The sequence below is a fragment of the Ensifer sp. ENS10 genome (genome assembly GCF_014852025.1).
In the GTDB taxonomy this organism is placed as follows: Bacteria; Pseudomonadota; Alphaproteobacteria; order Rhizobiales; family Rhizobiaceae; genus Ensifer.
Map to the genome: position 1 here is coordinate 589816 of NZ_JACVAS010000002.1, position 13736 is coordinate 603551.

The 13736-nt window shown below is 63.4% G+C and carries 13 protein-coding genes; 6 read left to right on the forward strand and 7 right to left on the reverse strand.

The genetic code is table 11. From position 1 onward, the window contains the following. Positions 1-212: 212 nt before the first annotated feature. Positions 213-587 (forward strand): DUF4180 domain-containing protein, encoded by a 375-nt coding sequence (locus IB265_RS09830; protein WP_057253813.1) that lies wholly within the window; start codon positions 213-215, stop codon positions 585-587. A 79-nt stretch (positions 588-666) separates the two neighbouring features. Here the strand turns inward: IB265_RS09830 and IB265_RS09835 are convergent, their stop codons facing one another. Beyond that, entirely contained in the window at positions 667-2109 is a 1443-nt protein-coding gene (locus tag IB265_RS09835; protein ID WP_113479424.1) for an MFS transporter, read from the reverse strand. 310 nt (positions 2110-2419) lie between these two features. On the opposite strand from IB265_RS09835, the gene IB265_RS09840 reads away from it, so the two are divergent. Beyond that, positions 2420-3331, forward strand: a complete 912-nt coding sequence (locus IB265_RS09840) for a LysR family transcriptional regulator (RefSeq protein ID WP_057253809.1) — start codon at positions 2420-2422, stop codon at positions 3329-3331. Between the two features lie 322 nt (positions 3332-3653). On the opposite strand, the gene IB265_RS09845 is transcribed toward IB265_RS09840, so the two are convergent. Further along, the gene (locus IB265_RS09845) at positions 3654-4547 is read right to left on the reverse strand and encodes a LysR family transcriptional regulator (RefSeq protein ID WP_057254416.1); all 894 of its coding nucleotides are present in this window, start codon (positions 4545-4547) and stop codon (positions 3654-3656) included. Positions 4548-4702: 155 nt separating this feature from the next. Here IB265_RS09845 and IB265_RS09850 point away from each other — a divergent pair, with 155 nt between their 5' ends. Continuing rightward, a complete protein-coding gene (locus tag IB265_RS09850) occupies positions 4703-5356 on the forward strand; it encodes a hydrolase (protein WP_057253807.1) in 654 nt (217 codons plus the stop codon). Positions 5357-5568: 212 nt separating this feature from the next. On the opposite strand, the gene IB265_RS09855 is transcribed toward IB265_RS09850, so the two are convergent. Next, positions 5569-7305, reverse strand: a complete 1737-nt coding sequence (locus IB265_RS09855; protein ID WP_057253806.1) for an adenylate/guanylate cyclase domain-containing protein — start codon at positions 7303-7305, stop codon at positions 5569-5571. Between the two features lie 353 nt (positions 7306-7658). Here IB265_RS09855 and IB265_RS09860 point away from each other — a divergent pair, with 353 nt between their 5' ends. Then, positions 7659-8582, forward strand: a complete 924-nt coding sequence (locus tag IB265_RS09860; protein ID WP_057253804.1) for a bifunctional helix-turn-helix transcriptional regulator/GNAT family N-acetyltransferase — start codon at positions 7659-7661, stop codon at positions 8580-8582. A gap of 67 nt (positions 8583-8649) precedes the next feature. On the opposite strand, the gene IB265_RS09865 is transcribed toward IB265_RS09860, so the two are convergent. From IB265_RS09865 to IB265_RS09880, 4 genes are all read right to left on the reverse strand, one after another. Next, positions 8650-9255: a histidine phosphatase family protein gene (locus tag IB265_RS09865; protein ID WP_057254414.1), complete on the reverse strand. Its 606-nt coding sequence runs from the start codon at positions 9253-9255 to the stop codon at positions 8650-8652. 56 nt (positions 9256-9311) lie between these two features. After that, complete coding sequence (locus IB265_RS09870) at positions 9312-9590, reverse strand: hypothetical protein (protein ID WP_057253802.1); 279 nt, start codon at positions 9588-9590, stop codon at positions 9312-9314. 10 nt (positions 9591-9600) lie between these two features. Further along, a complete protein-coding gene (locus tag IB265_RS09875) occupies positions 9601-10296 on the reverse strand; it encodes an SOS response-associated peptidase (protein WP_057254411.1) in 696 nt (231 codons plus the stop codon). A 173-nt stretch (positions 10297-10469) separates the two neighbouring features. Next, a complete protein-coding gene (locus tag IB265_RS09880) occupies positions 10470-11873 on the reverse strand; it encodes a DUF1254 domain-containing protein (protein ID WP_057253800.1) in 1404 nt (467 codons plus the stop codon). A gap of 305 nt (positions 11874-12178) precedes the next feature. Between IB265_RS09880 and IB265_RS09885 the strand changes: the two genes are divergently transcribed. Together IB265_RS09885 and IB265_RS09890 are read left to right on the forward strand one after the other, a co-directional pair. Then, positions 12179-12754 carry a TetR/AcrR family transcriptional regulator gene (locus IB265_RS09885; RefSeq protein WP_058327140.1) on the forward strand — a complete coding sequence of 192 codons (576 nt, stop codon included), beginning with the start codon at positions 12179-12181 and terminating at the stop codon, positions 12752-12754. Then, positions 12751-13722 carry a DMT family transporter gene (locus IB265_RS09890; protein ID WP_057253796.1) on the forward strand — a complete coding sequence of 324 codons (972 nt, stop codon included), beginning with the start codon at positions 12751-12753 and terminating at the stop codon, positions 13720-13722. Before IB265_RS09885 ends, IB265_RS09890 begins: the two co-directional genes overlap by 4 nt. The last annotated feature ends 14 nt before the right edge of the window (positions 13723-13736 follow it).

The following is a 13736-nucleotide window of genomic DNA, read 5'->3' on the forward strand; positions in this document are numbered from 1 at the left end:
ATCGCGCGCCGAAATAACTCGCGAAGAACAAACAATTTTACGAGATTCGTTATGTTTAAAAGAATACATCGATTCAGGACCGATCGCCCGAGCCAGTCAAACAGCGCAAACGTCGGGCGAATTTCACGGACGGTGAACGCGGCGCTTGCTCGGCCGCAGCGCCTGACACGACCCCTCTTGCAACCCAGGGCTTTATCCCCTATCCCGAACGCATGACACAGCTTCTCGAAATCGGAACCGCGCGCGTGCTGAAATGCGCAAATGATGGCCCCCTTCTCAAGGTGCCGGGCGACGCCAATGATTTTCTCGGCGACGCCTGGGCGCATGAGGCCACCCTGGTGGCGATCCCTGTGGAACGGCTTGGGGCCGATTTCCTCGATCTTTCGACCCGTATTGCCGGCGACGTGTTCCAGAAGTTCGTCAACTACCGCATGCGGCTCGCCATCGTCGGCGATATCAGCGCCAGGCTCGAAGGCAGCAAGGCGCTGACCGATTTCGTGCGCGAGACGAACAAGGGAAATTCCATCTGGTTCGTCCCGGATTTCGAGACGCTCAGCGCCAGGCTTGCGAGCGCGCCGGTCGCCTGATCCCGGGCCGGCAAGGGATAGGAGAACGAGCACGTGGTTTGGCACGACCAAACCATCGTGATCCCGCATCCGTCCCTTGTCACGAGGCGTTACGAGAGCCCATGCTCGCTCCGCCCAACACCCGGCTCCCGGCCGCGATCGCCAGTGCGATCACGGTCAGCACACCCGCGACCACAAAGGTCACCCGCATGCCACCCGCGACCGCCTCCGGCGCGGCTTTGGCGATATCGCTTGCGGCCACGGCCAAGGCGAAGACCGCGCCCATGACCGATGCACCGGTGACCAGACCGAGATTGCGCGAAAGGTTGAGCAGGCCGGAAACGACGCCGCGCTGGTCCGGGCCGACGTCGGCCATGACGGCCGTGTTGTTGGCCGCCTGGAACAGCTGGTAGCCGGGCGTCAGCATCGCGATCGCCGCGATATAGCCGGCGACGCCAAGGAGATCCGGTAGCAGCGCAAGAGCAGCACACCCCGCGACCATTGCCACGAGACCGGCCGTCACCACCGATCGCGCCCCCAGCCGATCGACAATCCGGCCGGCGACCACGCCGCCGAAGGCCGAGATGACCGGCCCGACCGACATGACGAGCCCGACCGTCGCCGCATCGAGCCCGAGCCCGCGGGAGAGATAGAACGGCCCGACCACCAGCGTCGCCATCATCACCGTCGAGACCAGCACGTTGGTCGAAAGCCCGACGCTTAAAGCGGGGTCGCGAAACATCGACGGCCGGACGAGCGGCGAGGCGACCTTCGTTTCGACCAGCAGGAACAGCCCAAGCCCGAGAGCCGCGGCCGAGAGCAGCACGACATTGAGCACGCCGAAACTGCCGCGCCCCAGCGTCATCGCCAGCGCATAGGCGCCGAGCGAAAACGCCAGCAGCAGCGTGCCCGGCACATCGAAGCGCGGGCGCTGCCCGCCCTCAGTCTTCCGGTCGGCCGGCAGATGCCGACGGACGAGAAAGAGCGCCACGAGACCAAGCGACACGTTGACGAGAAAGATCGCCCGCCAGCCCGGACCGGCAATCAGCGCACCGCCAAGCGAGGGCCCGAGTGCTGTGCCGACCGCCGACATGGTGCCGAGCAGGCCCATGGCGCTGCCGGTCCTCGCCTTCGGCACCGCCTCGCCGACAAAGGCCATGGTCAGCGCCATCATGATAGCGGCGCCGATCCCCTGCACCCCACGCGCCGCAATCAGTAGTGCAAAGCCTGGCGTGAGGCCGCAAAGGACGGAAGCCGCGGTAAAGAGCGCGATACCGGCAATAAGCAGCCGCCGCCGGCCGACGATATCGCCAAGCCGCCCGACGCTGACGATCAGCGTGGTGATCGCCAGCAGATAGGTAAGCACCACCCATTGCACCGCCTGAAAGGACGCGCCGAAAGCGTCCGCCAGCGCCGGCAGGGCGACATTGGCGCTGCTGGTGCCAAGCGAGGAGAGCAGCATGGAAAGCGAGAGGCTGGCGAGCACCCAGCGAACGGAAGGCGCTAGAGCGGCCGGGGGCATGGTGGTGTCTGTCGAGGTCATCGGCCACCTCCCGCGCACAAGGCTTCGCGACGCGCAGTTCTCGCACAGAAAATCCCTTGAAAATAAAGAGTTAGAGCAACTTCGTGACTCTGTTTATGCGGCAATCCCATGCGATTGGACCGGGGCATCGGGGACATCGGAAAACGGCCAAGGGCCATGGGCGCCAGTCGGCGTGTAAGCATCGGGAAACCCTCCAAATTCGGTTCCCCGAGAACCTAATCTCCTGAAACATAGGGCGGAAGGCGCAGCATTTGCACTTCATTCGTGCGTTTGACGCCACATCATGGTCGAACTCATGCTATGAAAGGCCATGACCAGACCCGACCTCAACCTGCTCGTGACCCTTGATGTGCTGCTTTCGGAAGGCAGCGTCGCCCGCGCCGCCAGGCGCCTGCAGCTCAGCCCATCCGCCATGAGCCGGGCGCTGGCCCGGCTGCGCGAGGCGACCGGCGATCCGCTGCTGGTGCGCGCCGGCCGTGGCCTCGTGCCCACGCCAAGGGCCCTCGAACTCGCAGCCCGCGTCGGCCCGCTGGTCGAAGCGGCCGAAGCCTGCCTCCGCCCCGCCGAAAGCCTGGACCTGAAGACGCTTACCCGCACCTTCACGCTCAGGAACCGCGAGGGTTTCGTCGAGAATTTCGGCCCGGCGCTGATTGCCCGCGTAGCCAGGCAAGCCCCCGGCGTGCGCCTTCGCTTCGTGCAGAAACTCGACCGGGAAAGCAGCCCGTTGCGCGAAGGCAGCGTCGACCTCGAAACCGGCGTGATTGGGGAAGCGACAGGCCCGGAGCTTCGGGCGCAGGCCCTCTTCCACGACCGCTTCGTCGGCGTGGTGCGATCAGGCCACTCGTTTTCGAGCGGCGAGATCACCGCCGCCCGCTACGCCAGAGGCCGCCACGTCCACGTCTCCCGACGCGGCAACGACACCGGCCCGATCGACGCCGCCCTTCAGCCCCTCGGCCTCAAACGCGAGATCGCCACATCCGTCGGCAGCTTCTCCGAGGCCTTAGCGCTCGCCCGCGCCACCGACCTCATCGCCAGCGTCCCCGAACGCTACACCGGAACACTCCGCGAAAACCTCTTCACCTTCCCCCTGCCGGTCACCCTGCCCGAGATCACCATCTCGCTGATCTGGCACCCCCGCCTCGACGCGGATCCAGCGCACCGGTGGTTAAGGTTGTGTGTGCGGGAGGTGTGTGGGGGTGGAGCTGGAGGGATCCGCGGCTGATCTCACCTGACCAATGGACGTATCACTTGCATGTTCGAGGAATTAGGTCACGTCAGACTAACGGATGCGGAATAGGTCGAGCCAGCGATGATGAATCGTCAGCGGAAGATCCCGCGCTATCCCTACTGCATGTCTCCTTAAATCGACCTCGATCTAAGGACAAAGACGTGCAGCAAATCAAAGCGCTACAGCGACCTTTGGGCGTCTGATAAAAAACGCGGCGCCGTAGTGCCCCCAAACCAACGTGGACATTCGCCACGACCGATCATCCCCGCATCCTGACATCGATTGAGATCGGCCGGGGCTGCGCACCGGTCGTGTCTTAGAGACCGACGCCCGCAGGGTCCGGAGTTTGTTCGAAACACTCGATCAGCATTTCGGTGAGGACACGTACCTTCCTTGCGGGATGCTGCCCCGGCGGACGGATAACATATACACCTGCCGGAGGTGGCGGATGGCGTGTCATGACCGGAACCAGCGCGCCGGAGGCTATATATTCATGGGTGACGCCATCGGGGAGCCACGCGATGCCGAGTCCTGTCAATGCAGCGGCGGCGAGAGCTAGGGCGTTGTCGGCCTTGAAGCGCCCCCGCGGATAAACCGTAATGATCTTGTCGCCATCCATAAATTGCCAGCCCTCCGTTCCTTGCATGAGGGCCTGATGGGCGACGAGTTCCTCCAGCGTCTCGGGGGAACCATGCGTTTTGACATAGTCCGGGCTCGCGACCAACTTCCCGTAGATCGGCCCGACGCGTCTTGCGACCAGGTTAGAGTCCTGGAGATACCCAACCCGGATCGCGCAATCAAAGCCCTCCGCGATGAGATCGACGAAGCGATCACTGTAGGCGGCATGGATATGGAGCTGCGGGTGGCGTTGCGCCATTTGCGCGAGTACGGGCGCGAAGTGGGTCGGGCCGAAAGAAAGCGGCACAGCAACTCTCAAGCGGCCGCAAAGGTCACCGGCGGGTAGGATCGTTTCCCTTGCCATGTCGATCTCGGCACAGACTCTGGCTGCATGGTCCCGAAACGTGATCCCGGCTTCTGTGAGAGCTGCGCCGCGGGTTGTTCGTGCAAGAAGTTGCACGCCAAGTTCCGCTTCAAGTCGGACGAGCCGCCGGCTGACCATTGACTTGGAGACGCCCAGCCGCCGCGCGGCGGGCGAAACGCCCCCAGCATCAGCCACTTCCACGAATGTCCGCAGATCTTCGATATCCACTTTGGCGTTCCCCATTTCGCGACACAGCTTGGCACAAACGAAGGCTACCGTATCAAAAATGGGAATGGCAGTGTCCGTTTCGTAGGCAGCGCCGCTGTCAGCGCATGTCTGCCGGTAAGCCGACCTCACACAAAACGGCAGCAGAGGATGTATTCATGACCTTTCGTAACGGCCTTGCTTCGCTTCTTCGCCCGGAGGATTCCGTACTCGTTCTGATTGACCATCAGCCCTACCAGCTCGCAAACCTAAACAGCCACGATCCGCAGATGGTGGTCAACAATTCGACGGCTCTGGCGAAGGCCGCCAAGGCCTTCGGCGTACCGACCATCCTGACCAGCGTGATCGCTGAGCGTGGCGGTCTCATCTTCCCGCAAATCACCAATGTGTTCCCGGGCCAGGAAGTGATCGACCGGACGTTCATCAACACCTGGGAGGACCGGAAGGTGGTGGATGCGGTCAAGGCGACGGGCCGCAAGCAGTTGATCATCGCCGGCCTGTGGACCGAGATCTGCGTCGCGATGCCGGTGATCCAGGCCCTCGGCGAAGGCTGGGACGTGACGGTCATCACCGACGCTTCGGGAGGGACTTCGGTCGAGGCTCACGAGGTCGCTATCCAACGGATGATCGCGGCCGGTGCGAACATGATGACCTGGCTGGCGCTGGCGTCCGAATGGCAGCGCGACTGGGCCCGCACCCAGCATGCCGCCGAGCTGACGGACGTGCTCAAGCATCATGCCGCTGGTAGCGGCATCGCGTTCCTGTGGGAGCAACAACTGCTCAACACGCCGATACCGAGCAACGCAGGCTGATGCGTGGCGAATTCTCAAGGCTGCCCATTTGAGCGGCCTCTGAAACTGGGGCTGGTCGCTAGAAACGCGACCAGCGTCGCTAACTGGAATTGCAGTTTTTCCGGCTTTGGCGGTCAAAATTCCAGAAAATCGTGGCGAGCTACAGTCGTTTTTCCGGGCGCCACCAGGGCGACCGTCATCGCGCAATGCCCGTCGCCTGGCGTCGAGACAGCTCACCCCGCCCCAGCCTTGGTGAGCCCCTCACGCAAATGCTGCGCATCGCTCTCCTGCGCATAATGCAGCGTCGAAAGAAACGTCTCGATCCCAAACGTCGGCGCCAGCGTCCGAACCTTCTCCATATGCGCGTTCGCCGCAATGTTGTCGCCGAGCCAGCCGTGGCAGGCGGCGACGAAGGCGTGTTGCGTCTCGTCCATGCTCGTAAGATGCATGAAGGCCTCGATCGCCTCGCCATATTGGCGGGCGGCGAAATGGGCCTTGCCGAGGTGGCTCCAGAACCGCTCCGGATGATGCGGGTTGAGGCGCATGGCCTTCAGGATCCATTCCACCCCCTCTTCGGGCCGTCCGAGCCAGGTCAGGAGTTCGCCCTGCTGCACCACGACAAGGTCGTAGTTGGGGTTGAGGAAGAGCGCCCGCTCCTGGTGATAGCGCGCCATCGTCAGCTCGTTGTTGTTGACGTTGACGGCCGCAAGGATGCGGTGCACGTCGGCGTCGTTGTCGTCGAGCGCCAGCGCCCGTTCCAGTTCGGCGTTGACCTCCACCCAGGTCGCGTCCTTGTCGGCGCACCATCCGTAGACCCAGGCCTGCCCGAGGATGCAGGCCCGCCAGGCATGGGCATGGGCATAGCCGGGGTCGAGTGCCACCGCCCGGTCGATCAGCGATTGGGCTTGGCTGTTGTCGGCGACGGTGCTGCGATGGTGCAGCACCTTGGCGGCGAGCGCGCATTCATAGGCCGCCATGTTGGCCGGCTTCGTGCGGGAGAGCTGGTCGCGCTGGGCGGCCTCGACGCGGCCCGGCAAGGTGGCGGCGATCGCCGCCGTCACCTCGTCCTGAATGGCGAAGATGTCGTCCAGCTGCCGGTCGTATTTGTCGGCCCAGATATGGGCGTCGTTGAGCGCGTCGATGAGCTGGACGGTGACGCGCACCCTCTCGCCGATCTTGCGAACGCTGCCTTCCACCAGGTATTGCGCCCCGAGCCGTGCGGCCACCTCGCGCGCGTTGACCGGCTGGTTCTTGTAGACGAAGCTCGAATTGCGCGAGATGACGAAGAGCTCATGGCGGCGCGACAGCGCAGTGATGATGTCTTCGGTCAGGCCATCGGCGAAGAACTCCTGATCCGGGTCGCCGCTCATGTTGTCGAACGGCAGCACCACGATCGTCGGCTTGCAGACGGCCCTTTTCGCATCGGCCTCGTCGGGCGAAGCCGGCAGGATCACGCCTTCGGGCCCGATGCGATAGAGATGCACGGGGCGGCTGATGTTCTTCAGTATCTTCTCGCCAAGGTCTTCGATCGGCAGTTCGAGGCGGTCGGCCACCTGTGTCGCCACCGCGGCGGTCACGCAGATGCCGCCGACATCGGCCAGTTGCTCGATGCGCGCGGCGATGTTGACGCCGTCACCGAAGATGTCGTCGTCCTCGAAGATGATGTCGCCGAGATTGATGCCGATGCGGAATTCGATCCGCCGGTCCTCCGGCACGTCGCTGTTGCGCCGCTTCATGCGCTGCTGGATCTCGACCGCGCATTTGACCGCATCGGTCACGCTCTGGAACTCGACCAGCATTCCGTCGCCGGTGGTCTTGATCAGCCGGCCCTTGTTCTTGGCGATCGCCGGATCGATGAGCTCGATGCGGTGGGTTCTGAGCCGCGCAAGCGTGCCCGCTTCGTCGGCCTCCATCAACCGACTGTAGCCGGCCATGTCGGCCGCCAGCACTGCGGCGAGTCTCTGCTCCATGGGCTTGCCAAACACTTTGAAAAGCGGCCCGTTCCGGGCTTCCGGACCAAGGAGATCACCGCAGAATACTATCGTACGGCGACGCGATCGCCTACCTAAATTAGCACTCACCAAATCAAGAGGGAGCAAGTGTCCGGAAGCAACCCGGCGCTGCGCATCATTCGATTGCGGCATCGAGCGACGAACCAGGCGGTCGAGGCTTCTCGAAAGCTGCTCGCGAAGCAAGCCTGGGTCAGAGCAGATTCCCGTTCAGGTCGTCGAGCCTTGGGGCCTACGGTGCCGTCTCCACTTGACATTAATTGACTTAGGCAACTATTTATATGCTCACGGCAACTTTATGAAGGCGTCACCGCATGTCTCCGCAACAAATCGACGACCGCGCCCAGACGGTGCGGCGCTTCAACCGGTTTTACACCCGCCTGATCGGCCTGCTGCACGAGCACCTGCTCGCCAGCGCCTTCTCGCTGACGGAGGTTCGCATTCTCTATGAACTGGCGCACCGGCCGGCGCTGACGGCAACCGACCTCTGCCGCGAACTTGGCCTCGATGCCGGCTATCTGAGCCGGGTCATCGCCGGCTTCGAGAAGAAGGGACTGGTCGAAAAGACACGCTCGCCGGCGGACGGCCGGGTCGCACAGCTGGAACTGACGGAAGCGGGGCGCGCGACGTTCCAGCCGCTGGAGGATGCCTCCCAGCGCGAAGTCGTCGCCATGCTGGAAAAGCTCTCGGTGCCGGAACAGCGGCAACTGGTCGCCGCGATGGGCGAGATCGAGAGCCTGCTGCGGGACGAGCGGACGCCAGGCTATATCCTGCGCGATCCGCAACCGGGCGACATGGGCTGGATCATCCATCGCCAGGGCGCGCTCTATGCGCAGGAATACGGCTGGAGCACCGAGTTCGAGGCCCTGGTCGCGGAAATCATCGTCAAATACATGCGCGACTACGACCCCGCTTCGGACCGGTGCTGGATCGCTGAAAAGGATGGCAAGGTGGTCGGCTCGGTGTTTCTCGTCCGGCACGACGCAACGACGGCAAAGCTCCGGCTACTCTATGTCGAGCCGAGCGCGCGGGGCCTCGGTATCGGCCGCCGCCTGGTCGAGGAATGCATGCGACACGCCCGCCTTCAGGGCTACAGGCGCATGGTGCTGTGGACCAATGCCGGCCTCGACGCTGCCCGCCACATCTATGAGAAGGCCGGTTTCGCGCTGATCGAGGAAGAGCAGCACCACAGTTTCGGCAAGGATCTTACCGGCCAGACGTGGGCACGCGATCTGTGAGGATCTTGCCGGCGGCTTGCACGCGACAGAAGGCCGAAGGCCATGTCGTCCCGCCGGGCGCACCCGTTTACTGCGTTTGCAGTGATGGGGCACGCACCGGCGAGCCGCTGACGAGGCTGAACGTCCCGTCACAGAGGCGGTAGAATCCGTTCTGCGGAACCGGCAGTTCCAGCATTTCCCGCCGCGAGAGGCCGGCATAGACGCCGCGCACCAGCCGGCCAAAGAGCCCGTGGGATATCGCGACCGTCGGCCCCTTGATATCGGCGAGCCAGCTCTTTGCCCGGGCGCAGGCTGCGTCGAAGCTCTCTCCATCCGGCGATCGAAAGTACCAGTCGAAGGCGTCGGAACCGTCGAGCACGCCCGGAAACTCGTTGTCGATCTCGAACATCGTCAGACCGTCCCAGGAACCGACGGAAACCTCCATCAGGCGTGCGTCCTCGCGACGCGCCAGCGGCAGCACGCGCTGCACCCGCTCCGCTGTTTCCCGTGTTCTGCCGAGGGGACTGACGTGCAACTCGACAGTATGCGGATCGTCCGTCATTTCCTCCAATAGCAGCCGCGCAACGAAATCCGCCTGCTCAAGCCCGCGTCCGGTTAGTGGCGAATCCTGCTGCCCCTGGAAGCGGCCAAGGGTGTTCCAGACGGTCTCGCCGTGGCGCAGAAGGTAGATCACGGTCGGCACAGCCGACTTTGAAAGGGAAGCGTTGGTTCGGTCCACCGGAGTTTCGCTCAGAACAAAGGGATGGAGAAACCGGCTAACAAGGTAGCCCAAATAAGTATGCCCATAGGATAGCCATAGAGTAATTTTTCCCGAGGCGACATCTCAAAGTCAGGATCGGTCGAATCTCCCTTGTACATCTTCGGCCCGAAATCGACGGTAAAATCCCAGCCATTGCCTTTGTAAAAGCGCAATGACCAGATGAACCAATAGGTTTCCCGGATCAGAAATGCGGCGAGTACAGGTACGACCAAGTACAGTACGTAAACGGGGTCTTCGTTCTTCAGCAAGATGATTCTCTCACTCCACCGGATCGAGAATATCCGGCGTATCGTTCTTCGGCGAGCCCACCTTGCTGCCGATCTTCCACATGGTCATCAGATCAGGCGGAAACGGTTTCATCAGGTCAGGGGCTTCCGGCTCTGGCGAAAGCCAGCGCTCGTAGTCCTCAGGGTGAAGGATCACCGGCATGCGGTCGTGGATATCGGCGATCATGGCGTTGGCATCGGTGGTGACGATCGCGAAGGTGCGGATATCTTCGTCGGTTGCCGGGTCGCGCCATGTCTCCCAGATGCCGGCAAGGCAGAAGGGTTCGCCCGATTTCATGGCGATGGCATAGGGCTGCTTGTCCTTGCCGGTGCCGTGAATGTCCTTCCACTCGAAGAAGCCGTCGATCGGCACCAGGCAGCGGCGCCGCTGATAGGACGAACGGAACTTCGTCGCGATCGTGTCGCTGCGCACGTTGACGAGCGGCCGCCCTGCCTTCGGATCCTTCGTCCAGCTCGGGATCAGCCCCCAGCGCGCCGAAACGAAGACCGGGCCGAAGAGATCGGGATCGCGGATCACGTCGCGGATGATGATTGGATAGATCAGCGTCGGCGCGCCGTTATAGCGCGGAAACTGGTTGGCGAGCGCTTCGACGCCGCCGCGCGTCGCAAAGCCGAAGGCGCGCAGCAATCCCTCGAGATTGGTCTTCAGATAGACGCGTCCGCACATGATCGCTCCTCTGGAACCGGCGGCAAAACGAACGGCAGCATCGGCTTTGCGCATTCAACAGGCGCCGGAGCCGCAGGCAAAAGGTATAGCCCGGCCGCTCCGGGTCAACGGCCGTAGCCCATGGCCCTCTCCGGGCTCCAAGAAGTTTGGCGCCAGCGCCCTCTTCTAGCGCGTCACTTCATCTTCTCGACATCGGGCAGCTTCCAGCTCTTTTCGAACAGCGGCTTTTCCGGGCCGTAGAGCCTGAAGAGCAGCTCGAACTTGCGGCTCGGATCGACCGGCACCCAGTTGGCCTCCTTGCCCGCTGGCGCCTTGGCGCCGAAGAAGACCTCGACCGAGCCGTCGGCGTTCTTCTGAACGCCTGACCCGATCGAGGCGACACTTGCCTTGTCCATGTTGCGGATCAGAGCATGGGTCTCGCGGTCATAGGCCGTCACCGACCAGTATTGCTTGACCGGCGCATCCTTCGGCACGACGAGGCGATAATTGGCGCTGCCGTCGAAGGCGTTGCCGTCCTTGTCCTTGTTGGCCGTCAGGTAGAACTGCGCCGTGCCGATATGCTTGATGCCGGTGAAGCCGAGCGTGTAGGTCACGCCGCGGGCGTCGACCGGATAGCTGTTCGGGTCGGCATAGGCGTCCGTGGCGGCCGCCACCATGTCCGGCAGGCCGGCCGGAAACCAGCGGATGCCCTCGTTGATCACAGGGAAGCCAGCGTCATAGCGTGCGGAAAGCTCGGCCTTGGCCTCGGCGGCCGCCGCGTCGAGAAGCTTCTTCGTCTCGTCGCTTGGCTGGTAGGGCTTGCCCTTCTCGATCCCGAGCGTTTTCAGATGATCGATCATCACCCGGTCGCGTTCGAGCCAGGGCTCCGTCTGCACGACGCGGTTCAGGTTGTCGAAGAATCTCGCATCGTAGCGGATGGTGCTGTCGAACAGCACATCATAGGCGTCTGTAAAGACCGTTTCCGGCGGCTTGTCGGTCACCGGCATCGGGTAGATCTTGATCTTCTTGCCATAGGCGACCGATTTTTCGATATCGGCGTCGGCATGGCTCTTCAGGTTAGAGCGCAGCAGCGCAAAACCTGTGAAGGTGTCCGAGCGAAGCGGAATGAAGCCCTCCGGCACCTCGCCCATGTAGTCCGGCGGCAGGATCAGGTACTTGCCGCCCTTGCCCTTGTCCGCTCCCTCCGGCCCGGCATCCTCAAGCGGCATCTGCCAGGCATTGACGATGTTGCCGGCGATCGATCCGCCTTCTGCCGGCGGGATTTCGATGACGATGGGTCCGTCCTTCACGTTCCAGAACGACATGAAGTAGATCGCGTCCGGGTTCGGCGTCAGCGTCTGGTTCTTCCAGTTGACCGGCCGCGACCAGTAGACGATCTCGTTGACCTTGGCCTTGGTCTTCGAAAGCGCCTCCTGCAGCATCAGGTCGGCGTTGACCGCCGGCATGCCCCAGATGACCGCCTCCGTCGCCCGGCGCTCGACGGCGCGGCGCTGAAGACTTTCCGGCGAAACGTCCTGTGCGACGACACTCGCCGTTCCGGCAAGGAGCGCAAGCGCTGTAAAGGCAACCCGAAGCATGTGGATCCTCACTTTCGGCAATGTCCATCTGAAGCGCGAAACGCAATGCGGCGTGACGCCAGGCCGCATCTTTCCACCGCGATGAACCGCTGGGAAGTAGACCTCCCGCCTTTTCGCCGCGGAAGTACGTAACAGTTACCTAAATCAGAAAACCAGGCCCGTGATCGCCGGCTCCTCCTCAGACCGGACACTGCCTTGGCATTGAGCCCTTGGCATAGCGCCCTTGGCATCCGGCCCCTTACATCCGGCCCTTGACATCAGGACAAATTAGGTAGATCGGTCTACCTAACGTTTTGGAGAAAGCGATGAGCGAGAAAGCGCCGGCGCGCGAGCGCCTGCTGAAGGCCGCGGCCGAATTGTTCTATCGAGATGGGGTCGGTGCCACCGGCATCGATGCAATCACCGCGCATGCGGGCGTCGCCAAGATGAGCCTCTACAACAACTTCTCGTCCAAGACCGATCTGGTGAATGCCTATATCGAGGCCCGGCACAAGGAATGGCAGGAGCTTTACCGTGAGCGCCTGGCACACGCGGCAACGCCGCGAGACCGGGTGCTGGCGATCTTCGATAGCTATGTCGACCACGCCGAGATGGCTTACTCCTGGGGCTTCCGCGGCTGCGGGCTGCTGAATGCCGCAGCCGAGCTTTCCGTCGGTGACCCCGCCCGCGCCATCGTCGCCCTGCAGAAGGACGAGGTCGAAACGCTGTTCAAGCAGTATCTCAGCGAGATGCGGCCCGACGCCGGGGCCGCGATCGACGAAACCGCAGAGCATCTCTCCTTCTTGCTCGAAGGCGCGATGTCCCGCGCCGGCCTTGACGGCAACGACATCAGGCTGAAATCCGCGCGCAGGATCGCCATCTCCATCATGGACCAGCTATGACCTCCCAGAATTCCGTTTCTTTCGTCGGCTTTGCCTGCGTGCTGATCGCCTCCGCCCTCTGGGGCACGACCGGCACCACTGCCACCTTTGCCGCAGGTGTCAGCCCGCTCGGCATCGGCGCCGTCGCCATGGGTTTCGGCGGCCTGCTCCTGGCGCTGACGGCGCTGCACTCGATCGTCAAGAGCAGCAGCCGGATCGCTGCACAATGGCCGATGCTGGTCCTCGGTTCGCTCTCGGTCGCGATCTATCCACTCGCCTTCTACAGTTCCATGCACCTCGCCGGCGTCGCCATCGGCACCGTCATCTCCATCGGCTCGGCGCCGCTGGCAGCCTCGCTGATCGAGCGCATCTTCGACGGCCAGAAGCTCACGACCCGCTGGCTACTGGGCGCTGCCGCCGGCCTTGCTGGCGCCGTGCTTCTCACTTTTTCCGAAAGCGCCGGCCACGGCGGCGGAAACGCTCAGGACGCGGCGGCGGTCCTTTACGGCGTTCTGCTCGGCCTCGTCTCCGGCCTGCTCTATGCGCTCTATTCCTGGGTAGCGCGCCGGCTGATGCAGGCGGGCATCCCGCCGCGCGCCGCCATGGGCTCGATCTTCGGCGTCGGCGGCGTGGCTCTCCTGCCGGTGCTCGCCTTCACCGGCGCGCCGCTGCTCGCGTCGTGGACGAACATCGCCGTCGGCGTCTACATGGCGCTCGTGCCGGTGCTCGTCGCCTATGTGCTCTTCGCCTATGGTCTCGCCCGCGTGTCGGCCACCATGGCGACCACGCTGTCGCTGCTCGAACCGGTCATTGCCGCCGTGCTTGCGGTCGTCATCGTCGGCGAGCGCCTGCCGGCCGAGGGCTGGGTGGGTATCGGCCTGATCGTCGGCTCGCTCTTCGTCCTGACCGTTCCGGTGCCGGGGCGGCATCGCCGCGCCAAGCCTGAGCGATCCGATGCCGCGATCGACGCGGCGCTCCACACCCGCTGAAGCCGGAAGCCTTG

Coding starts and splice junctions, on each gene's coding strand:
- IB265_RS09875 (WP_057254411.1), bottom strand. CDS start 10,296: ATGTGCGGACGCGTCTATCTGAAGACCAATCTCGAGGGATTGCTGCGC.
- IB265_RS09860 (WP_057253804.1), top strand. CDS start 7,659: ATGTCTCCGCAACAAATCGACGACCGCGCCCAGACGGTGCGGCGCTTC.
- IB265_RS09840 (WP_057253809.1), top strand. CDS start 2,420: ATGACCAGACCCGACCTCAACCTGCTCGTGACCCTTGATGTGCTGCTT.
- IB265_RS09880 (WP_057253800.1), bottom strand. CDS start 11,873: ATGCTTCGGGTTGCCTTTACAGCGCTTGCGCTCCTTGCCGGAACGGCG.
- IB265_RS09830 (WP_057253813.1), top strand. CDS start 213: ATGACACAGCTTCTCGAAATCGGAACCGCGCGCGTGCTGAAATGCGCA.
- IB265_RS09850 (WP_057253807.1), top strand. CDS start 4,703: ATGACCTTTCGTAACGGCCTTGCTTCGCTTCTTCGCCCGGAGGATTCC.
- IB265_RS09890 (WP_057253796.1), top strand. CDS start 12,751: ATGACCTCCCAGAATTCCGTTTCTTTCGTCGGCTTTGCCTGCGTGCTG.
- IB265_RS09855 (WP_057253806.1), bottom strand. CDS start 7,305: ATGGAGCAGAGACTCGCCGCAGTGCTGGCGGCCGACATGGCCGGCTAC.
- IB265_RS09835 (WP_113479424.1), bottom strand. CDS start 2,109: ATGACCTCGACAGACACCACCATGCCCCCGGCCGCTCTAGCGCCTTCC.
- IB265_RS09885 (WP_058327140.1), top strand. CDS start 12,179: ATGAGCGAGAAAGCGCCGGCGCGCGAGCGCCTGCTGAAGGCCGCGGCC.